The 21,846-nt window shown below is 44.7% G+C and carries 18 protein-coding genes; 11 read left to right on the plus strand and 7 right to left on the minus strand.

Annotated elements, in window-relative coordinates; translation table 11 throughout:
* Positions 1-105 precede the first annotated feature (105 nt).
* Positions 106-1,266: a DUF1887 family protein gene (locus tag R7Q41_RS03410; RefSeq protein ID WP_005378476.1), complete on the minus strand. Its 1,161-nt coding sequence runs from the start codon at positions 1,264-1,266 to the stop codon at positions 106-108.
* A 163-nt stretch (positions 1,267-1,429) separates the two neighbouring features.
* On the minus strand, positions 1,430-3,421 hold the full coding sequence (locus R7Q41_RS03415; protein ID WP_171342758.1) for a methyl-accepting chemotaxis protein: 1,992 nt from the start codon (positions 3,419-3,421) through the stop codon (positions 1,430-1,432).
* A 269-nt stretch (positions 3,422-3,690) separates the two neighbouring features.
* On the opposite strand from R7Q41_RS03415, the gene hinT reads away from it, so the two are divergent.
* The 7 genes from hinT to R7Q41_RS03450 all read left to right on the plus strand — a co-directional run bounded on the left by hinT (position 3,691) and on the right by R7Q41_RS03450 (position 9,904).
* Positions 3,691-4,041, plus strand: coding sequence for a purine nucleoside phosphoramidase (hinT, locus tag R7Q41_RS03420; RefSeq protein WP_005378473.1), 351 nt, complete (start codon positions 3,691-3,693; stop codon positions 4,039-4,041).
* Between the two features lie 69 nt (positions 4,042-4,110).
* Entirely contained in the window at positions 4,111-5,508 is a 1,398-nt protein-coding gene (locus R7Q41_RS03425) for a hypothetical protein (RefSeq protein ID WP_318144358.1), read from the plus strand.
* On the plus strand, positions 5,508-5,900 hold the full coding sequence (locus tag R7Q41_RS03430; protein ID WP_005378469.1) for a YcfL family protein: 393 nt from the start codon (positions 5,508-5,510) through the stop codon (positions 5,898-5,900). The genes R7Q41_RS03425 and R7Q41_RS03430 overlap by 1 nt, the downstream gene beginning before the upstream one ends.
* 66 nt (positions 5,901-5,966) lie before the next feature.
* Positions 5,967-6,557 (plus strand): penicillin-binding protein activator LpoB, encoded by a 591-nt coding sequence (lpoB, locus tag R7Q41_RS03435; RefSeq protein WP_005378467.1) that lies wholly within the window; start codon positions 5,967-5,969, stop codon positions 6,555-6,557.
* A gap of 24 nt (positions 6,558-6,581) precedes the next feature.
* Positions 6,582-7,463: a thiamine kinase gene (gene thiK, locus R7Q41_RS03440; protein ID WP_258658690.1), complete on the plus strand. Its 882-nt coding sequence runs from the start codon at positions 6,582-6,584 to the stop codon at positions 7,461-7,463.
* A 75-nt stretch (positions 7,464-7,538) separates the two neighbouring features.
* Positions 7,539-8,081 carry an alpha/beta hydrolase YcfP gene (ycfP, locus tag R7Q41_RS03445; RefSeq protein ID WP_258658692.1) on the plus strand — a complete coding sequence of 181 codons (543 nt, stop codon included), beginning with the start codon at positions 7,539-7,541 and terminating at the stop codon, positions 8,079-8,081.
* Positions 8,082-8,614: 533 nt separating this feature from the next.
* Positions 8,615-9,904, plus strand: coding sequence for an NAD(P)/FAD-dependent oxidoreductase (locus R7Q41_RS03450; RefSeq protein WP_005378463.1), 1,290 nt, complete (start codon positions 8,615-8,617; stop codon positions 9,902-9,904).
* A gap of 76 nt (positions 9,905-9,980) precedes the next feature.
* Here R7Q41_RS03450 and R7Q41_RS03455 read toward each other — a convergent pair whose 3' ends face one another.
* From R7Q41_RS03455 to R7Q41_RS03470, 4 genes are all read right to left on the minus strand, one after another.
* Complete coding sequence (locus R7Q41_RS03455) at positions 9,981-10,529, minus strand: GNAT family N-acetyltransferase (protein WP_005387823.1); 549 nt, start codon at positions 10,527-10,529, stop codon at positions 9,981-9,983.
* A 160-nt stretch (positions 10,530-10,689) separates the two neighbouring features.
* Positions 10,690-11,457 carry a peptidoglycan binding protein CsiV gene (locus tag R7Q41_RS03460; protein WP_258658694.1) on the minus strand — a complete coding sequence of 256 codons (768 nt, stop codon included), beginning with the start codon at positions 11,455-11,457 and terminating at the stop codon, positions 10,690-10,692.
* Between the two features lie 7 nt (positions 11,458-11,464).
* Complete coding sequence (gene mfd / locus R7Q41_RS03465) at positions 11,465-14,926, minus strand: transcription-repair coupling factor (RefSeq protein WP_047100870.1); 3,462 nt, start codon at positions 14,924-14,926, stop codon at positions 11,465-11,467.
* A 5-nt stretch (positions 14,927-14,931) separates the two neighbouring features.
* On the minus strand, positions 14,932-15,501 hold the full coding sequence (locus R7Q41_RS03470; protein WP_017634743.1) for a hypothetical protein: 570 nt from the start codon (positions 15,499-15,501) through the stop codon (positions 14,932-14,934).
* A gap of 249 nt (positions 15,502-15,750) precedes the next feature.
* Between R7Q41_RS03470 and lolC the strand changes: the two genes are divergently transcribed.
* From lolC to lolE, 3 genes are read left to right on the plus strand one after another with little or no spacing between them, the layout of a single operon-like run.
* The gene (gene lolC / locus R7Q41_RS03475) at positions 15,751-16,959 is read left to right on the plus strand and encodes a lipoprotein-releasing ABC transporter permease subunit LolC (RefSeq protein ID WP_047100867.1); all 1,209 of its coding nucleotides are present in this window, start codon (positions 15,751-15,753) and stop codon (positions 16,957-16,959) included.
* On the plus strand, positions 16,952-17,659 hold the full coding sequence (gene lolD / locus R7Q41_RS03480) for a lipoprotein-releasing ABC transporter ATP-binding protein LolD (protein WP_005378457.1): 708 nt from the start codon (positions 16,952-16,954) through the stop codon (positions 17,657-17,659). The genes lolC and lolD overlap by 8 nt, the downstream gene beginning before the upstream one ends.
* A gap of 2 nt (positions 17,660-17,661) precedes the next feature.
* Positions 17,662-18,906, plus strand: coding sequence for a lipoprotein-releasing ABC transporter permease subunit LolE (gene lolE / locus R7Q41_RS03485; protein WP_318144359.1), 1,245 nt, complete (start codon positions 17,662-17,664; stop codon positions 18,904-18,906).
* Between the two features lie 148 nt (positions 18,907-19,054).
* Here the strand turns inward: lolE and R7Q41_RS03490 are convergent, their stop codons facing one another.
* Positions 19,055-19,564 (minus strand): DUF2062 domain-containing protein, encoded by a 510-nt coding sequence (locus R7Q41_RS03490; protein ID WP_006742150.1) that lies wholly within the window; start codon positions 19,562-19,564, stop codon positions 19,055-19,057.
* Between the two features lie 8 nt (positions 19,565-19,572).
* On the opposite strand from R7Q41_RS03490, the gene R7Q41_RS03495 reads away from it, so the two are divergent.
* Entirely contained in the window at positions 19,573-21,828 is a 2,256-nt protein-coding gene (locus R7Q41_RS03495) for a DNA internalization-related competence protein ComEC/Rec2 (RefSeq protein ID WP_318144360.1), read from the plus strand.
* Positions 21,829-21,846: the final 18 nt, after the last annotated feature.

A 21,846-nucleotide genomic window follows, 5' to 3' on the forward strand; every position in this document is an offset into this window, starting at 1 on the left:
GTTTTTTTCTACTTATAGAAATGCGTACAGCTAAAATTTAGGTATAAAAAAAGCAGCATTAATGCTGCTTTTTATCGTTGTGAATTTTAGCTTTTCTTAATGGCACTATATCTCGTCTGAACCGCCCGCGTCTTTAAACCAAGCCGTTAAGTGCGTTCTTAAATCTTTAAGCTCATCAGGGCCAATCAGGGCTAGCCCTAAGTCTTCAGCACGAGTAATGTCATTGTGACGAAGAGGACGGAAGCTCACCAACATTGCGCGCGCTTGCAAGCCACCTAATAGATCGCGAAGCGATTCTAACTTATATAAAGTATCGTCGCCGTCATCTCTCATGCCTTTGGTTTTGCACTCGATGATGTGCAGCTTGTTGTTTACAACTGTTGCGACATCTAACTCATTGCGTACTTCACTTTCACCAAGTTTACGATAAACCTGAACATTTAACGATCGATCTTGGATCGTCGGCATGGTGTCTTGGATTTGCTTCACGGTGCTGTGAACCAAAGTTTCTAACCACTCACCGTTTGAAAAGCGTCGAGCATCTTCATCTGCAAACGTTAAAACGCCATTCTCATAGGTGGCGATTTCTGCTTCTACTAAATCTGAAAGCAACATGTTGAGCTCACGGTAGCCCTGCTGTTTTTCGGAGAGCTCGACATCAAGCTTTTGTTCTTTGCGGCATGTGGTTGCAAGGTAGTTAAGTGTTGCTAGACCTGGCCCAAGCTCAAGCGCATTTGAGGCCCATCGTTCACCAAGTTCATACAATTTTTTATCAAGAAGAGGTGGTAAATCAACGTGGTGAAACTCGCCGCGTGCACCAAAGATAGTGAGGTAATCTGCAATCGTAATGTGATCTTCGACTTGGGTATCTTCTTTGCCATCAGGGTATAACCAACAAAGCTTATCGCTACTAGGCTCAACCACAAAAATTGGCCAGCGATAGGTACGGAAAACTTCGTACACCGACAACAAGCGATGACGAAGACCACAGCTCGCGTTCAATTTTACATCTTCGCCGCGTTCATGGAGATCTTTTGCCAGTTTTTGAATTGCTTGTTTGATCAGAGATGTATTAACAGCGGATGGAATTTCAAAAAATTCAGAAGTAATTTCTCGTTGATCTAAAACGGCACTCAGTCGGTCAAATATATCTAACTGGCTCTTGTCTCCGATGAAGACGATATGTGTGCTTAGCGTACGATTATCTAATAGAGGAGTGACCAATCTCACTGGGTCTTGGTCGATAATACCAACATGAACAGCCATAGATTTTCCTTTTTATGAGGCCGCTCGAAAAGAGTTGTGCAAGGGGATGAGCTGGCCTTATTAATCATATGTAGACATGGCCGACAAAAAACAAGGGCGACTTAACAAAAAGTCGCCCTTATACAGTTGATTGCACTAATTAATGCTCTTAATTATAAAGTATTTATAACTTAAATCGGTGGACCAATTCATTTTGCTGATGAGCCAAGTGGGTCAGTGATTCACTGGTTTGTGCGATACTCGACATGGCTTGGAAACTTTCATCGGCGATGTTGTTAATATCTTCAATGCTGCGAGCAATGTCTGTTGATGTTTCACTTTGCTCTGCTGCTGCTTGTGAAATGTGCGTACTCATTTGGCTGATTTCGATGATTAGCGCCTGGATCTCTTCCATTGAGCTGTTCGCTTTTGATGCTTGCTCAACCGACATCTCCATATCGCTCATACAGCTTTGTATGACTTGGTTCGCCGATTGCGAGCTAGATTGCAGATTACTGATCATGGATTCAATTTCAGTGGTTGATTGAGTCGTTCTTGATGCGAGTACTCGTACTTCATCTGCCACTACCGCGAAGCCGCGACCTTGTTCACCAGCGCGAGCCGCTTCAATTGCCGCGTTCAATGCCAGTAGGTTGGTTTGCTCCGCAATGTTGCGGATCACATCAAGGATAGACCCAATTTGACCACTCATTTTTTGTAGCTCAGAAACTGCGGAGACCGATTCGTTCAAACGTGTTTCTAGTTGATTAATGGTTGAGATATTACTGCTCATAACATTTCTACCTTCTTCAGAGGCAGATTCGACGCGTTGCACCATTTCTAACGAGCCTTGCGCACTTTGCGCGACTTCCTGCACTGAATGAGACATTTCTGTCATCGCGGTAGCGACGTTTGCTGTTTGTTCGCGTTGAGAGCTCAATTTAATTTGTGCTTGCGAAGAGGTGCGTTCGTTGGTTGTCGCGGTTGACGATAGGTTTTCTGACGCTTCGTTGAGTTTCACCAAGATCTCGTGAAGGTTGTCGGCGAGTGAGTTAATGTGTCCACTCACACGGCTGAATTCGTTGTTATAGCGAATATCGATACGCTGTGTCATATCACCTTCAGTCAGGCTTTCTAACACTTTTAGAATACGAGTCAACGGTTCGCGAACGCTTTGTGCGATGTGGTAGCCAATCGCTGTCGCGAGTAAAACGACAATAACGCCAATGATGATGGCTTTCGTTACACCCGCCGAATATATGTCACCTGCGTCTGCCAATGATTCATTGAGCTTATCTGTTGCGGTTGTCGTGAATTGCTCAAGAATCGCCATGGTTGAATCCACTTTATTTGCTAGGTTGGCGATATTGTTATACAAAGCGGCGCGAGCATTGAGGTAATTATTATGTTGGTCTAGCACACCGCCACGCATACCAACGTCACGAGTAAATTGCTCTACAGATTCGCCAAAAGCTTTTTCTAGCTCAGGAAGCTGAGTCACCAACCCGCGGAATGCGTAATTCAAGTGCGTTACTGCTTTGCGGTTTTTAGCTACGGCTTGCGTAACAAACTCAGGGTTGGAACTGGCGAGGGCATCAGAGGTAATTACTTCGGCATCTTTTAACTTGATAAAGTAGCTCTTTGCCATGACTTTGACAGAAATGCTGGTTTGATCTGCCACATATTCTTTAAGACCAACCGACAGTTCGGTATTCAGTTTTTGGAAGCGGCGTGAGGATTTTTGCACTTCTTCTTGAGCCGCAAACATTGCTTCGTAGTTGTCCATGGCCTCTAGAGCTTCTGTAAAATAGCTCTGCTCTAACGTTTTTAACTGTGAAAACGGTTCGGCAAGAGAAGGGTAGATTTGGCTTGCGGTTTTCAGTTGAGCCAATGTGGATTCGAAGCGTTGTTGAGATCTAGCAAATTCCTGACGCATTTCATCCATGCGTTGTTTATTCTCTGTCGTCAGGAAGTCTTTAAATGATTTGTCGGCAGAAAGCAGCTCAACACTGGTTTGATTAGATAACGATACCAACGGTAGGGATGATTTAGAAACCGTGCCAAATTTTCCGTGAATATCACTCATTCCTCCCATCATAATGGCAATTGTGACGGCAAATAGGATGATGATCAGTGCAAAGCCGGCATACATCCTTTTAATAACTGAACCTCGCATAAGTGAGCTTCCTCTCCCAAAAATAGACAAGCTACCCAAGTATTTTTGAATTTACTTGGGTATAAAAATAATAATTGTCTTAAAAAAGTAACAAAATTCATTGGATTGTATTCAGTTTGTGATGCGCATTTTATGACGCACACGACAAAAAAAGCTTCGTTAATTAGCATTTGATTAATAATGTTAAGTGAACACTGTTTTTATTGAGCTCCGCTTTTGGTTGGCGCATACTAATTGGGGTCTAATTACGTTTATAAAATGGAGTCCTCATGGCGGAAGAAACGATCTTTAGTAAAATTATTCGCAAGGAAATCCCTGCCGATATCCTTTATCAAGATGATTTGGTGACTGCGTTTCGCGACATTAACCCTCGCACACCAAGCCATATTCTCATTATTCCGAATAAACTGATCCCAACAACGAATGATGTAGAAGCTGAAGATGAAGCAATGATGGGGCGTTTGTTCACTGTTGCTAGAAAGTTAGCGAAAGAAGAAGGTATTGCTGAAGACGGCTATCGCCTGATCGTTAATTGTAATCCACATGGTGGCCAAGAGGTTTACCATATTCACATGCACCTACTAGGCGGCCGCCCTCTAGGTCCAATGGTATTGAGCTAAGCTTTTAAAAGTGGGTGGCGATTCACCCACTTCTTTTTCCTGTCGAATGACACATTTGTGGAGATAAATGTGAAACTAGGTGTAAAGCTGTTAGGGCTGATGAGCTGGGCTTTAATGGCCTCTGGCTGCGCGAATTTATCTGCGGGCAATCTGTTTAGCCATTACAGCAACCAGAATCAAGAAGTTTATCAAGCCGTTGTTGCAGGGGAATATGCCAAAGCAAAACAACTTCAATCAAGTGAAGTGGGTGGCGAGATACTTGGCAATTTTGAAAAAGGTCGTATCTCTTTTCTTGCTGAAGATTACCCAACAAGTTTAAATGCGCTAGAAAGCAGCGATCGTGCTGTACGTGTTCAACAAGATCGTGCGACGATATCTGTGTCAGACACGGCAACGAGCGTCGGCTCTCTCGCAGTGAACGACAATCTCCAAGACTATCATCCCGCCGATTACGAACTTGGCTTTTTGCACCTGTATCTAGGGCTAAATTACTTACAGAAAAACGATTTAGAAGGAGCAATAGTTGAAGTGCGTCGAGCTAATCAAGTTCAGGAAGCGGCAAGAAAGGCGCGTGAAAAAGAGCTAAAAGCAGCAGAGAAAGACCTTAACAAGCAAGGCATGTCTGCCAATTTAGGCAGTGTGTTAGCGAACTACCCTGATGCTGGTAAAAAACTAAGCGCGGTACAAAATGGTTATCTGTTCTATCTTTCTGGCTTGTTATATGAAGCGTCGCGAGACTTAAACAGTGCTTATGTTGATTACCGACGAGCACTCGCTGTAATGCCAGACAACAAGCAAGTTGTGGAAAGCACCTTATACGCTGCTAAGAAGCTGGGCATGCGTGAAGACTTGCGCATGCTAGAGAAGCGGTATGGTAAAGCACCTTCTGGATTAACTCAGTCACAAGGGCGAGTCATCGTTATCGATGAGCAGGGTGTTGTTGAGGCGATGAAAGGGTGGCGTATTGATTTACCAATTTACGACAGTCGCGATAATGGCGCGATTTATTCGTTGGCGCTTCCTTATTATCAGAACCGAGGTGCTCAACGTTTTAGCGATGTTGTTTTAAATGGTCAGGTATTATCTTCCAGTACGCTGGTTGATGTTAATGCGATGGCGCAAAACGATCTTAATGAACGTCTTACTACAATAGTGATCCGTCAAGCTCTTCGTGTTTGGGCAAAAGATCGAATCCGAAAAGAGGCGGCGAAAAAGGGCGATGATGTGGGAAACATACTTTTCAATGTATGGAACACATTGACCGAACAGCCAGATACAAGAAGTTGGCAAACATTGCCAGCGCAAGTGAAAACGGCTTCAAAAATCGTGAAACCGGGAACACAAAGTTTAAACTTGGGTGATCAAACCTATCAGTTTGAAGTGCCTGCACAGCAGACTACATTGGTATGGGTATCTCGTCAGGGAGCACACTCAACCGTGTGGCATAAACAGCTAGGGAGACTGTAATGAAAGCATGGCTTGTTTGTTTAGCAATGGCTATTGGTTTAGTTGGATGCGCCGAAAACACGGCTGGTATTCGAATTGATGGCCAAACGCAAAAAGTATTTTTTAATGATAACGTTTTAGGTAGTCGCTTATTAGTTGACAACATCACCACCACTTACGTTGATGATCGCCCACGAGGAGTCGTGCAGCTGAGTAGCAATTACAAAGGTGATCAGCACATTCTTTACCGATTTTATTGGTATGACAACAATGGTTTAGAAGTGAATACCAAACCTGGTCCGTGGCGAAAAATGATTGTGCGAGGATTTGAGCAAGTCACGTTATCTGAAGTTACTGTGAATCCAAATGGCACAAAATTCCGTGTGCAAATTAGAGAAGCACAAGACGATTAATCTTAACGGCTCTGCCGAAGCTGCCGCGCTAACGATGCGCTGGTATTGAAAAACTAAGGAACTCTCATGAAAAAAAGTATTATTGCTCTTTTAGGTCTTGCCGTCATTTTAGGTGGCTGTTCTAACAAAGTCTCTTACGGCGATGCGCAAGCAACAGAAACCACGACTATCGATTTTGGCTCAACAGATTTACAAAAAATCGCGGCTGAAATGGTGGATAGCATGATGATGTCGGGCTCTGTAGCAGCAATTACTCGTGACCAACGTCCTATCGTTTTTGTTGAGCGAATTAAGAACAAAACCAGTGAACATATTGACACTGAATCCATTACCGACACGATCTCTACTAAGATGTTGAACTCAGGTAAGTTCCGCTTTGTTGATATGGATCGTGTTGAGTCTGTGCGTGAACAACTTAACTTCCAAAACACGGATGAGCTTGTTAACCAAAGCACAGCGATCCAATTTGGTAAAATGGTTGGTGCTCAATACATGCTTTACGGCAACCTATCTAGCATTGTGAAAAATGCAGGTAGCGATAAAGATGTATACTACAAGATGACCATGCGCCTAATGGACCTAGAAACAGGTTTGATTGAGTGGGCGGATGAAACTGAAATTCGTAAAGCGCAATCTAAGAGCCTATTCGGTCTTTAATCGAACAGGGTGGAGAAGTCATCAATGGCATGGTTTTCTTGGCAACAAGCAAAACAGTTAGATCCGAGTCTTAACGCTCTCGATGGCTTCTTTACGGAGCCTCCGGTAAAAGTACAAACTGTTACCGGGGGGCTCACCAACCGTTGTTGGCGGTTGGAATCTTCTCAAGGCCTTGCATACATCTGGCGACCGACCAGTCATGTCTGCAAGGCTTTTTCAATTTCTCGTCACAGTGAATATCAAGTGCTGAATGCAGTCTCTTCATTGGAAATTGGCCCCAAGCCAGTTTTTATTCATGAGCAAGGGTTGCTGGTGGAATGGATAGAAGGAGAGGCTCTGACGGAGTCAGGCTTAGCACTAAGCAATTTATTATCCATTGCGGCGAAGATTCATCAATATCCGATAAGCGCAATTCCTTTGGTTCCATTTTCATATATTTCTCGCATCGATCATTATTGGCTTGAGCTTGATGGTCAGTATGTGGGGACGGAGTTTGAGGCTTTGTACATGAAGTGGCGCACGGAACCGAACGTTGCACCTGTTCCGCTTGCCCTATGTCACTTCGATCTGGGGTGTTATAACCTAGTGCGAGGAGAGAATGGGGTGAAAGTCATTGATTGGGAGTATGCCGGGATTGCTGACCCTAGGCTTGATTTGACCTTAACTATTCAGGTCGCGAATGCGCCTGTGGAAGAAGCGGTAAAGCAGTATTGCCAAATTCGAGGTATCGAAGATGTGTCTCTTTGGCTGAGAGGTGTACACGCTTGGCAACCAAGAACCTTGGTGATGGCGATGCTCTGGTATCTACTTGCCTATAAATTGTGGGGAGATGAACAATACTTAAACATTGCGTATGAGTTGAAAGGCTCATTGTGTATGGAAGATCACTGTTTTGAGAACTCGTGATATTTTCCCCTTTAACAGTAAGGAAATAGTGGTAGTTTTAATAAAAGTACCAGATACACACAGGGAGAGGTACACATGATTATTTACTTACACGGCTTTGACAGTACAAGCCCGGGTAACCACGAAAAAGTTCTTCAACTGCAATTTATCGACGACGACGTTCGTTTTATCAATTACAGCACCCTTCACCCAAAGCACGACATGCAACACTTGTTAAAAGAAGTGTCTAAAGTTATCGATCAATCTGATGACCCAAACCCGTTAATCTGTGGGGTTGGTTTAGGTGGTTACTGGTCTGAGCGAATTGGTTTTCTATGCGGTATCAAGCAAGTGATGTTCAACCCGAACTTGCATCCAGAAAAAACGATGGCTGGTCGAATCGATCGCCCAGAAGAGTACGAAGATATCGCAACAAAATGTGTTGATCAGTTCCGAGCGAAAAATCAAGCGCACTGCTTAGTGATTCTCTCTAAAGATGATGAAGTGCATGACAATTCGAAAACGGCAGCTGAGCTAGAAAAACACTATCAAATCATTTGGGATGAAACTCAGTCTCATAAGTTCAAAAAAATCTCTCATCATTTACAAGCGATAAAGGTATTTAAAAATACTTATTAATGTTGAGTGTAGACAGTAAAGCGGCGTTTTTATCGGCTGCTTTGCTGCGATTCCTTCTCTTGAGTATGCCGAGCCACTGTCTCTTTGAAAGGCACATTTTCTTGGTTTAACGCTTTGAATATTGTGTTCTCCTTACCGTTTTCTTACTTCCCTCCTATGTAGCACGAACACCTTGTTGTAGAGTAGTCGAAAAGTAGTCAATCCGTACTCGTTACACGGATTTTGGTTGCCTTCAAAGTTGGTCTCTATATAATGAACCGGACTAAAATAATTTGATAAATATCAAAAAAAATTGAGAGCGAGTAATAAACTTGCCCAAAAAATTCTGGCGTCGTATGCGTACCAGATAAACATGCCAAACCCTGACAAGTCATTGATAGATAAAGATTCAAGGTGAGTGGCAGTTTTTTAATCCAAGTAATTGAGACACCTCTAAGAACCAAGAATTCATCGGTTGGATGGATGCCACAAATGTTTGTGAGTCATGCATCGAGCTGAACCCCATATATTCATTTTTGTAGAGGAAAATCATTGTGACACGCATTATCGTTGTAGGCGGCGGTGCAGGTGGTCTTGAGTTGGCAACTAAGCTTGGTCGAACTCTAGGTCGCAAAAACCGTGCGCAAATTACGCTAGTCGATCGAAAAGCGAGCCACTTGTGGAAGCCATTATTGCATGAGGTTGCTACAGGTTCTTTGGACGAAGGAGTAGATGCACTGAGCTATCGAGCTCATGCAAAAAACCACAGCTTCGACTTCCAAATGGGTAGTCTTCAAGACATCGACCGTGAACGTAAAGTGATCATCTTAAGTGAGCTTAAAGACGAACACGGTGAACTTCTTATGCCAAGCCGTGAGCTAGAATACGACATTCTAGTGATGGCGATTGGCTCGACATCAAACGACTTCAACACGCCTGGCGTTCGTGAAAACTGTATTTTCCTAGACAGCCCTGAGCAAGCACACCGTTTCCGTACAGAAATGAACAACGAGTTCCTAAAGCTGCACGCGAAAAACGGTAACGGTACGGTCGATATTGCGATTGTTGGTGCTGGTGCAACTGGCGTTGAACTATCAGCGGAGTTACATAATGCTGTTAAAGAGCTGCGCACTTATGGCTTCGGTGATCTTGACTCTAGCAAGTTGAACGTCAATCTGATTGAAGCAGGTGAGCGTATTTTACCAGCGTTACCTCCACGTATTTCTTCTGCTGCTCATCAAGAGTTGGTGAAGTTGGGCGTAAACGTGCGCACCGCCACTATGGTGACTAAAGCTGAAAAAGATGGCCTTACTACAAAAGATGGTGAGAAGATCCCAGCTCAAATCATGGTTTGGGCTGCAGGTATCAAAGCTCCAGACTTTATTAAAGATATCGCTGGCTTAGAAACGAACCGTATCAATCAGCTTGTAGTGAAAAACACACTACAGACAACACGAGATGATGACATCTTTGTTATTGGTGACTTAGCACAATGTACCCAGTCTGACGGTTCGTTCGTGCCGCCACGCGCTCAAGCTGCACACCAAATGGCAAGCCAGGCATTTAGTAACATCGTCGCGAAGATCAACGGGCGCGAGTTGAAAGACTACGTATATAAAGATCACGGTTCATTAGTGTCTCTAAGTCGCTTCTCAACCGTTGGTAGTCTGATGGGGAACCTAACTAAAGGGTCGATGATGGTAGAAGGCCGTATTGCTCGTGTCGTTTACATCTCGTTGTATCGCATGCACCTAATGGCGTTGCACGGTGTATTCAAAACCGGTCTGATGATGCTCGTCGGCCGCATTAATCGCGTGCTGCGTCCAAACCTTAAGCTGCACTAAGGTTTTAAATCCACTCTGTGTGGATGTGTTGTATCTTAAAAAATGCAGAAGCCACCGCAAGTCGGTGGCTTTTTGTTTATGTTAGATCTGTCGGTAAAAGTGAGAACACAACGCCATCTTTAGGCTTACCCTGAAAAATAAACCGGTTTCTGGCGATGGCTTCTTTTTGTGCACCGACGGACTCAATTAAGGCTTGGCTAGCTTCGTTGTCGGGGTCACAAACAATCTCTAGTCGAGTTAAACTTAGCTTTGCGAAGCAGAATTCTGCTAAGGCTTTAACGGCTTCTTGGGCATAGCCTTGCCGTTGATAGCGGTCGGCAACCCAGTAACCAATACTCGCCATATTAAACGTATGATATAACTCATTAACCGCTGCCATTCCAACCAAAGTGTTACTTTGCCGCTCATAGATACCGAAACCAAAAGCCTCAGTTTTGACCCAGTTAAGACGGGTTGCCAACAGAAAGTCCTGCGCGGTTTTCAATGTGACGTTTTTATCACACCAGTCAAGCCATTGGTGCAGCGAAGGGGATTCTGCAAGTAATCGTTGTAGTGAATGTGCTTCTTCAGCAGGGATGAGCTTGAGCGCTAAGCGGGGCGCAATGATTTCAAAGTCTGGACTCATGAACTAATACGACTTCCATGTTGAGTGTAAGTAAATTGAAAGCTGTCTATTTATACTTGAACGCAGCTATTTTCCTTGCTCTGCGTTGGTTAGGAATAACTGAGGTATAGCAGATAAAAACAAAGCGCAGCTTTGCTGCGCTTTGTCGAACTGCTCGTGCTTATCGAACCCGACGAACTTGAATGATCATACCCATCAACGGGTTATCTAGGTAATGAGTCTCGCTGCTACGCATACGACGTTTTTGATCCATTCGATAACTCTTCAGGAATTTCTCTTCGGTTATTGTCGGCGATATTTCTGCCAAGTTACCGACTTGGACGTTACCATCTACTTCACCTAAGTCATCCGCCAATTGCTCTGTTGAGGTTGGTTCAAAACGCACCTCTCTAACACTTGGTTCGCGCAGATCTAGTGTTGTTTCGGCGAAGAGGTAATGCTGTACGTATATTTGGAATCGACCATCTAGTTCATATAAAGGGCCATTGACCGTCTCTTCACTGTAACCGTCGCTGGAAAATGTTTGATTGCCATTGATTGGGCGGCCATCTGCTTGATAAGAATCAGAGAAATCTCGCCCGCCAACGATGCGGAAAATTGGGGCGCTAGATTTACCTCGGTCACCTTGACGCCAGGCTACGTGTTTAAGCACTTTAAAGCCGGCATGATTATTTAGTGCCGCTTCTTGCGCGTTGAGACGGAAAGAAGAACTTGGCAAAAGTGTCACGCCTTTAGAGCGGCGGTAGGATTCACTCTCTAGGCTACCGACATTTTCCATATCGATTTTTGGCAGTTGATTCGGCCAAGATTCTGTTGTGCTTTCAGCGTCGACTGCTCGCTTGAAAATGATCACTTCAATATCAAATTGGCGCTGTGCCCAAGAGGGCATTGAGACACATAGAAGCAATAACGGGATCAGTATTCTCATTCGACTATTAGCTCGTTGGTAATAAATTCTGTTTAAAATCATTCAGTAAGTCTTGAACAAACTGAATGCGTTTACGTCGGTCCACCAATGGTACGCTAAACTTGAACTTAGTTGGACCTTCCATTGCAAATTTTTGCGGCTGTGATTGCAGCAGTTTAACTAAATACGCTGGATTTATGTCAGCATCAGGGTAAAACTCGATAAATCCCCCTTTATCATGGGCTTCTATCTTTTTCGCTTTTAAACTACCAGCCGAAATTTTCAATTCTGAGACGGCAAGTAAGTTCTTTGTTGCGTCTGGAAGCAAACCAAAGCGATCAATCAGTTCCACTTTTAGCTCTGATAGTTCATCACTGCTTGTGACACTCGCAATGCGTTTGTACATCGACAGTCGTGTGTTTACATCCGGAATGTAATCATCTGGTAAGAGCGCTGGGATTCGCATTTCCACTTCAGTTTGCTCACGAAGCAGCTCATCCAAAGATGGCTCCTTGCCTTCTTTTAATGCTTGCACTGCTTGTTCCAGCATTTCCATATAAAGTGTAAAACCAACGGATTGAATTTGCCCACTTTGCTCATCACCAAGCAGCTCACCAGCACCACGGATTTCTAAATCGTGGGTTGCTAACGTAAAGCCAGCACCTAAGTCTTCCAGTGAAGCAATCGCATCAAGACGCTTGATGGCATCTTTGGTCATGGCTTTTGGATGTGGCGTTAATAAGTAAGCATAGGCTTGATGGTGCGAACGTCCAACACGGCCACGTAATTGATGCAACTGCGCCAAGCCAAGATTGTCCGCACGATCCATGATTATGGTATTCGCCGTTGGTACGTCGATACCGGTTTCGATGATGGTTGTACACACCAACACATTAAAGCGCTGATGGTAGAAGTCATTCATGATTCGCTCAAGTTCGCGCTCGCGCATTTGACCATGAGCCACGGTAATACGTGCCTCTGGGATGAGTTTCTGTAAGTCTTCTGCCGTTTTTTCAATGGTTTCAACCTGATTGTGCAGGAAGTAAACCTGACCACCACGCATAATTTCACGCAGTACCGCTTCACGGACCACTGGCTCTTCTTTTTGTCGAACAAAGGTTTTAATGGCTAAACGGCGTGCAGGAGGTGTCGCGATGATCGACAGGTCTCGCATGCCACTCATTGCCATATTCAGTGTGCGTGGAATTGGTGTTGCGGTGAGGGTAAGAATGTCCACATCCGCACGCATTGCTTTGACCTTTTCTTTTTGACGAACCCCAAAGCGGTGTTCCTCATCAACGATCAACAAACCTAAATCTTTGAATTTAATGTCGCTCGAAAGCAGCTTATGCGTACCAACGACAATATCGACTTTACCATCGGCAACGTCTTGCAAAATGACTTTTTGTTCTTTGGCAGATTTAAAACGAGACAGTACTTCAACTCGGATTGGTAAGTTGGCAAAACGGTCACGGAAGTTTTCGAAATGCTGCTGAGCAAGCAAGGTTGTTGGTACGAGTACGGCGACCTGTTTACTATTATCCGTTGCGACAAATGCTGCGCGCATAGCGACTTCCGTTTTACCAAAGCCCACGTCACCACACACTAAGCGATCCATCGCTTTTGCCTGGCACATGTCTGACAATACGGCATTGATGGCCATCGCTTGGTCATCTGTTTCTTCAAACGGGAATGTTGCTTTAAATGTTGCGTATTGCCCACGATCTAGCTCAAATTTGAAGCCAGGTTTTAATTCTCGTTTAGCATACACATCCAGCAATTCTGCTGCGACATCACGCACTTTTTCTGCCGCTTTACGACGTGCTTTTGCCCACGCTTCACCACCTAATTTATGCAGTGGCGCACTCTCTTCAGCGCCGCCAGAATAACGGCTGATAAGATTCAGTGATGAAACTGGCACGTAGAGCTTGGCATCGTTTTGATACTCAAGGGTGACGTATTCCGTTTTCATGCCACCGGCTTCAAGTGTTTGTAAACCGATGTAGCGGCCAATACCGTGATCAATATGAACCACAGGTTGACCGGGTTTTAGTTCCGCAAGATGGCGAATAACGGTGTCACTGTTGACGGCTTTTTTATCTTTGCGGCGTCGCTGGAGAACACGGTCACCGAGTAGATCACTTTCACAGATCAGAGCGAAGTTCAGCTCTTCGTGAATGAAACCATGCTCTGCTGCGCCTAAGATCAAGCTGAATCGATCACCCGAGTCTAGAGCTTGGTAAAGTGAGCCATGTACGACCGGCCGAACTTTGATGCCTTGCAACAGCTCCGTTAGTGCTTCACGACGACCTTCTGACTCTACCGAGAAAACGATTTTTCCGCTGAATTGCTCACTAAACTGACGAAGGCGCGAGAGCGGCTCTTTATTTTGTTGCTGAACGCCAAGCTCGGCTAACGATTGTACGGGTAGGTTTTGACGACCGGCACGCTTAACCACTTTATCTAGGCTCAATTGAGCGATAGGGAGCTGTTTTAGTTGACTGAAAAGTTCGTCTTTTTTCAACCAAAGCTGTTCAGGAGTCAAAAGAGGACGCAGCGGATCAACTTTTTTCTGGTCGTATCGATATTCGACATCGGTTAAGAAAGTATCGACCGCAGATTCGATATCACCATATGTGATGACTTGAGAGTCTTCTGGCAAATATTCAAATAAAGTCTCGGTATGGTCAAAAAACAGCGGCTGCCAATACTCAATACCAGCGGGCCACGTGCCTTTGGTCACTTGCATGTAGATTGATTCAGGCTCGCGGCGTGCGTCGAACTGGGTGCGCCAACGTGTACGGAAATCTTCAATCGCTTCTTTAGTGGTTGGGAACTCATGTGCAGGCAGCAATTGGATTTGCTGAATATCGTCGATAGAGCGTTGGTTCTCTGGATCAAACGTGCGAATGGTATCTATTTCATCATCAAAGAAGTCGATGCGGTACGGGTCATTGCTGCCCATAGGAAAGAGATCCAGAATAGACCCACGACTTGCATATTCACCTGGCCCAAATACTTGATCTACATGGCGGTAGCCTGAATTTTCAAGTTGTACACGTAACTTCTCTAGCGAGATTCGATCACCAGTTTTCACCATTAAAGTGTGTTGCAACAAAAAATCACGTGGCGATTGGCGTTGCAATACTGTACTGACCGGGACGATGGTTATGCCATCACGTTGACTTGGCAGTTGGTATAGGCGTGCGATACGTTCAGAGATGATTTCTTGATGCGGAGAAAAGTTATCGTAAGGCAGCGTTTCCCAGTCGGGGAATAGGCTTACCGTTTGGTCGGTGAATTGCTCAATCTCTGCCTGAAGCTTTAAAGCGATTTGCGGGTCAGGCACAACGAGTAGCGAGTGACTCGAATGCTGCTTGGCTAGCTCTGCAATGGCTAGAGGTAGAGCTGCGCCCGGCAAATTACCTAGCTGTTTTTTGTCGCCACGCTCTGAAGGGTTGGTGACGGAAAGAATCGTTGCTTTTGTCATAGGAATTATTTTTTATCTCGCTCCATCGAGCGCTGACGTAAAAGTTTTTGTTGTTGATACAGTGCCGCCTTTATCAGTAAATCTTGATCAGATTCTCGGAGCATCTTGTATCTAAGCGTGATAATGAAATCTTGCTCTGAAGCATCACATTCTTCTACTTGAGCGTAACAGTAAATCGCCGCAGCAGGGTGATCGAGGAACAGTTTAACACGAACGAGTTGTTGAGTAGTTAACGCTGTATCTGAGCGGAAACTGAGTTGACTAGCACCAAACTGCGTCGTTTGATAGCGAATGGAGGCGTCATCTTGTTGTGAAAGCATAAAGCTCAACAAGAGGTTAAGTTTCGCGTTTTGCGTATCAAGCAAGTTGATCACATGCTTTAACTCTTTGTTTTTCAGCTCTAGACGCGCGTTGTCTGCCAACATATCTAAGTGACTAAATTCACTGGCGACAATAAATGGTGCTGGAATTTCGGAGGCAAATGTTTCTTCATCTGGCAAAGCAAAGTCCGCACTCAACGTTTCGACGTTGATGGTGAGGTTATGATGGACGGTAAAGTATTCTTGCTCTGTCATATAGTCGATCCTTTTGCCAGTGAGCGCTCCTTGCTCACTCAACAAACAAAGAGAAATAGGGCACTGATTATCGCTAACTGAATGAAGTTATCAAGTTTAGCCGATTTGTCCTTGAACTTTTTGCCCTAAATACAGACTTATTGCATGTCGTTGACAAATTTAGCGATTCTCTTGTCTTCTTAATGAGAAGAGTAAGGTAAGATAATCCGCTAAAGCTTTATATCAAAACAACCAGTTGGTTTGTCTTATATGTATCATCCTATCTCATTGTTTATTGGCTTAAGGTATCTTCGGGGACGCTCTGGAGATAGGTTCAGCCGATTTGTTTCTTATATGTCGACGGCGGGTATTACGATCGGTGTAATGGCGTTGGTGACGGCTCTTTCTGTGATGAACGGGTTTGAATCGCAGTTAAAAGAACGCATTTTAGGTGTGCTACCTCATGCGGTTGTTTCGCAACACGATGGAAAAACGCCTATGACCGAGTCTGCCCCTCCATTTGTTCAAGCGATGTCGAGTGAATCCGAGCCGGAACCTATCGTTAGAGGAGAGGCTGTTATTCAGAGTTCTGCACAGCTGACGGCTGGTTACCTCATCGGTATTGAACCTAAGAAAGGCGATCCGATTAGCAACCATTTGATTGCCGGACGATTATCGTCACTTCAAGCAGGTGACTACAATGTATTTTTGGGTCACAGTTTGGCACGTTCACTAAAGGTCTCAATCGGGGATAAAGTACGCTTGATGGTGACCAACGCGACGCAGTTTACCCCACTTGGTCGTATTCCTAGCCAGCGAAACTTCACTGTCTCAGGCATTTTCAATACGGGATCGGACGTTGATGGTCAATTAATGATTGTGAACATGACGGATGCATCTAAGCTGATGCGTTTCCCTAAAGACACGGTTTCTGGTTGGCGTGTCTTTTTCTCTGACCCATTTATGGTAACGGATTTTGCTGACCAACCCATGCCTGATGGATGGGAATGGAGTGATTGGCGCGAACAGCGTGGTGAGCTTTTCCAAGCGGTGAAAATGGAAAAGAACATGATGGGACTTATGCTAGGTCTAATTGTGGGTGTCGCTGCATTCAATATTATCTCCGCTTTAATCATGGTGGTAATGGAGAAGCAATCAGAAGTTGCAATATTGAAAACTCAAGGCATGACTCAATCTCAAGTGATGACCATTTTCATGGTGCAAGGTGCAAGCAGTGGTGTAATTGGCGCGATTGTTGGTGGCGCTGCGGGCGTGATCTTGTCACTTAATCTAAATGCGATTCTTGAATCTGCTGGTGTGGCGCTATTCAGCTTTGGTGGTCATCTACCCATCTTGATTGATTCACTGCAAATTCTTTTAGTGGTGGTGTTGGCGATTGCTCTTAGCCTCGCTGCTACGCTTTATCCTTCTTATCGAGCATCTTCTGTTAAACCTGCTGAGGCACTTCGCTATGAATAAGCTATTAGAATGTCGTGATATTCGTAAAGTCTACCGAGAGGGGTCGTTAGATACGGAAGTGTTGAAAGGCGTAAGTTTCGATATCGATAAAGGGGAGTTGGTTTCTATTGTTGGCTCTTCTGGTTCGGGAAAAAGTACCTTATTGCATATTTTAGGGGCGTTAGATGACGCAACTCATGGTGAAGTTGATTTTCTAGGGCAAAACCTATCGGCTTTAAGTTCGAATAAACAGGCGGCTTTACGCAACAAGCACCTTGGTTTTGTATACCAGTTCCATCACTTGTTAGCTGATTTTACTGCGCTTGAAAACGTGGCGATGCCACTGATGATTGGCGGCGCTAAAGTAGCGGATGCAAAACAGGCGGCTAAAGCGTTGTTAGATAAAGTTGGTTTGAGTCATCGGATGCAACACAGGCCTTCTGAGTTATCGGGCGGTGAGCGTCAACGTGTTGCGATTGCGCGTGCATTGGTGAATAAGCCTGATCTGGTTTTGGCCGATGAACCTACGGGGAACTTAGATCACAATACGGCACTGTCTATCTATGATTTGATGCGCGAGCTCAATAAAGAGTCAAACATTGCATTTTTGGTTGTCACGCATGACAAAGAGCTGGCAGCGAAAATGGATCGTCAAATGCACATGCAAGATGGTTTGCTCGTAGATCGTTTTGTGACTGATACTGCGTCTGCGGAGGGCTAATTTTGTTTTCATCTTTAGCATTGATGATTGGTGGTCGCTTCAGTCGAGCGAAAAAGCGCAACAAGATGGTGTCTTTCATTTCGCTTTCTTCAACGATTGGCATTGCGGTTGGTGTAGCCGTGATCATTATCGGTCTTTCTGCAATGAATGGCTTTGAGCGCGAGCTGCAATCGCGTGTGTTGTCAGTTATTCCACACGGTGAGTTGGAAGGCGTTAATGGTCCGCTTCATAACTACACCAAAACGATGAATCAAGCCCTAAACCATGAAGATGTTGTTGCGGCAGCGCCGTACGTTCGTTTTACGGGGTTAGCAGAAAAAGGCAGTAAGCTAAAAGCGATAGAAGTTCGTGGCGTAGAGCCTACTTTCGAGCAAGCGGTGTCGAGCTTATCGAATTTTATTGACCAAGAAGCTTGGCAAAACTTTTATGCCGGTCAGAAGCAAGTGATCTTAGGCCGAGGTGTCGCAAATGAGCTAAATGTCGCCGTGGGGGATTACATTACGTTGATGATTCCGCAAACCGGCGGCGCAAACAAAGTGCAGGCTCCTAAGCGTGTGCGGGTGAAGGTGTCTGGGTTCTTAACGTTGAATGGCCAAATAGACCATTCTTTAGCGTTAGTGCCATTAGCGGATGCTCAGCAATACGCAAGGTTAGGGGAAGGGGTTACTGGCATTTCACTAAAAACTGACGATGTTCTCAATGCGCCTTCTATTGTTCGTGAGGTAGGTAGCATGGTGGATGTTTACGTGTATTTGAAAAGCTGGCAGCAAAAGTTTGGTTTTTTGTATCGCGATATTCAGCTCGTACGCACCATTATGTACTTGGTGATGGTACTGGTGATTGGTGTGGCGTGTTTTAACATTGTGTCTACGCTGATGATGGCAGTGAAAGATCGAGCCGCAGAAATTGCAATTTTGCGAACAATGGGAGCAAAAGATAGCCTAATCAAACGTATCTTTGCTTGGCAAGGCGTGTTCTCTGGTGTATTTGGCAGTCTCGTCGGCAGTGTTATTGGTGTCTTAGTGGCGTTAAACCTGACTCCGTTAATTAAAGGGTTAGAGAGCTTAATCGGTCATCAGTTTTTATCGGGTGATATTTACTTCGTCGACTTCTTACCATCACAGTTACACTGGCCAGACGTAGCATTGGTGTCGGTGACGGCGATCGTTTTGAGTTTGCTTGCAACGTGGTATCCCGCTTCTCGCGCCGCGAAGTTAAATCCAGCAGCGGTGCTGAGTTCTAAATAACCAACCGTTTTACAATACGAGAAAAGCAAAAAGGACCGAATTCGGTCCTTTTTTGTATTTATCCAACTTGAGCGACATCGTGTTTCATTCTAACTGTTAGGTGCCCCTCAACTGATAGCGCAAATGCTGATTTTTATGCAGTAACGTCTTATCTTATTTTGCGTTTTTGCCAGCTCCGAACCACTGAGTAGCGCCAAAGTCCTCTAATGCCGAAGTAGCCAATAATCGCGGATATGACACCACAGATAGCACAGCCTAATAAGAATGGAGGGCCAATAGTGCTCATCTGTTGCATGATGAATTCCCACGAAAGTTCAAAGTGGAAAGGTTGCGGAGGAACATGCATCACTAAAGCGCCAAGCTTATACGCAAAATAAAATAACACAGGCATGGTGATAGGGTTGCTTATCCATACCAAAGCGACGGAGAGAGGTAAATTGACGCCAAGCATGATTGCCAAACCTGCAGCCATGATCATTTGGCTTGGTAGCGGAACAAATGCCATAAATAACCCGACAGCAAAAGCCCCGGATGCCGAGCGGCGGTTTAAGCACCACAAGTTTGGGTTGTACAACACATTGCCGAAGACCTTCAATGCTTTTTGGCGTTTGATCAATTCATGATCTGGCATGAAGCGTTTTATCAGCTTTCTAGGCATAGGACAGCATGACTCTCTCAGAAAAAAGTTGGACCTTGGCGTTATTTGTAGCGAGCGTAATCTCGTCAGCTTGGTGGCCGACAATACCAGATTGGCGTTGGTTGCTGCTGGGAATAATAACCACTGGCTCAATAATCAAATTACGTCGTGGCTTAATTAGCATAGGCGCAATTGCGGGCTTTATGGTTGTCATCGTCCACGGCAATGTATTGGAGTCTCAGAGACAAGCCCTTTTTCAAGCAGGGGAGAATATTACCATAATTGGTAAAGTTGACAGCCCTTTTACGCAAATAAGTCACGGTTATGAAGGTATTGTCGCTATAGAAGCGGTAAATTCTCAAACTCTGTTACCTTTTCTTAAACCTAAAATCCGTCTTATTACGCCTTTTCCACTCGATGTTAACAGTGAGTTTACGACATCCATCTCGTTAAAGCCGATTACAGGTCTACGCAACGAAGCTGGCTTTGATGCTGAAAAGCACGCGATGGGTAAAAATATTATCGCCCGAGCGGTTGTTAACAAAGATGCTAAGTGGATTGTTCGTTCTAATGTATCTCTGCGTCAATCCATTATTGCCGATGTCGCTGATGATGTGTCTTCCCTTCATCATTTCTCGTTAATAAGTGCGTTAGTTTTTGCTGACCGTTCTTGGTTGTCTAAGGAAGATTGGCAAGCGCTCAGGGACAGTGGTTTACTGCATTTGGTCTCCATTTCTGGTTTACATATTGGTATGGCGTTTACTTTTGGGCTAGTCGTGGGCGGTACCGTTCGTTATCTATTACCCCAATACCAGTTGTTACCTAGCTTATATGGGCTGATCTTCGCTGTTGCCTACGCTTGGTTAGCGGATTTCTCTCTGCCTACTACGCGAGCAGTGTCGGTATGCGTTGTTTACGTTCTCCTGAAGTATACTCTGGTGCACTGGACTTCTTGGCGAGTTCTTTTGCTTGCAGTATCTCTACAACTGCTTGTCCAACCTTTTGCATCCTACAGTATGAGCTTTTGGTTATCGTACCTCTCCGTTTGTGCGGTATTGTTCGCAATTAATTTGATTCGACATCAAAGGGGAGGTTGGAAAGCGCGATTAAAAGCGTTATTGCTTACTCAATTGATGTTGAGCGCTTTAATCGTACCTGTTAGTGGCCATTTCTTCTCCGGTTTTAGTTTGTCCTCAATAGCCTACAACTTGGTATTTATTCCTTGGTTCGGATTTATCGTTGTACCTTTGATGTTTCTAGCCCTGTTCTCATCTTTGTTTCTTGAAATGATAGCGAAGCCTCTGTGGCATTTGGTGGACTGGTCATTACAGCCATTGAGCACGTCAATACAGTACGCAGTAGGTTCTTGGCAACCCATTAGCATGGAAATGACAATGCTGGTTATGGTGATAGTGGTTTGCTTAATATTTCAACGGTTCATGTCTCAGTACGCGTGGTATTTGTTACTCGGCATCGTTATTAGTATCAAGTTTGCAGCGGAGTATGAACCGCATTGGCGTATCGATGTATTAGATGTAGGTCATGGCCTTGCAGTGGTTGTAGAAAAAGACGACAAGGTGTTGCTGTATGACACTGGTAAAGCATGGCAAAGCGGCAGTATCGCAGAGCAGGTCGTCACTCCGGTTTTGCATCAACGAGGTTATGAAAGCATAGATACACTGATTCTAAGCCATTCCGATAATGATCACGCAGGCGGCCGCTTTTTCATTGAAGATGCCTTTTCTCCACAGCGTAAACTTAGTAGTCAATTCTTTATCGAATATGAGCCTTGCACTAGAGGCGACCAATGGAAATGGCAAGGATTAAACATGGAAGTGCTCTGGCCTCCTGCACTTGTTCAACGTGCGTATAATCCGCACTCCTGTGTATTACGACTTACTGACCCTATTTCTAACTTTAGTATGCTTTTTACTGGTGATATTGAGGCCATTAGCGAGTGGATTTTGCTTAGAGAACCCGGAAAGTTACAAAGCGATGTGATGCTAGTCCCTCATCACGGGAGCAAAAGTTCATCGAATCCTCGATTTATCGAGGCGGTGAGCCCGAGTGTGGCGGTTGCTTCTTTAGCAAAAAACAATCGATGGGGAATGCCAGCGGAAAATGTCGTTGCTTCATACCGAAAGCTTGGCATTACTTGGCTTGATACTGGTGAGGGTGGTCAGGTAAGCTTCTTTATTCACCGTGATAATTGGCGCTCAGAAACCAAACGTAGCGATACATTTGAGCCTTGGTATAGGCAGATGCTGCGTAAGGGAGTAGAATGAGAGTCTTAATGTAAGAAA

Origin of the sequence: Vibrio sp. 2096 (assembly GCF_033339595.1) — a bacterium.
Lineage (GTDB): Bacteria > Pseudomonadota > Gammaproteobacteria > Enterobacterales > Vibrionaceae > Vibrio > Vibrio alginolyticus.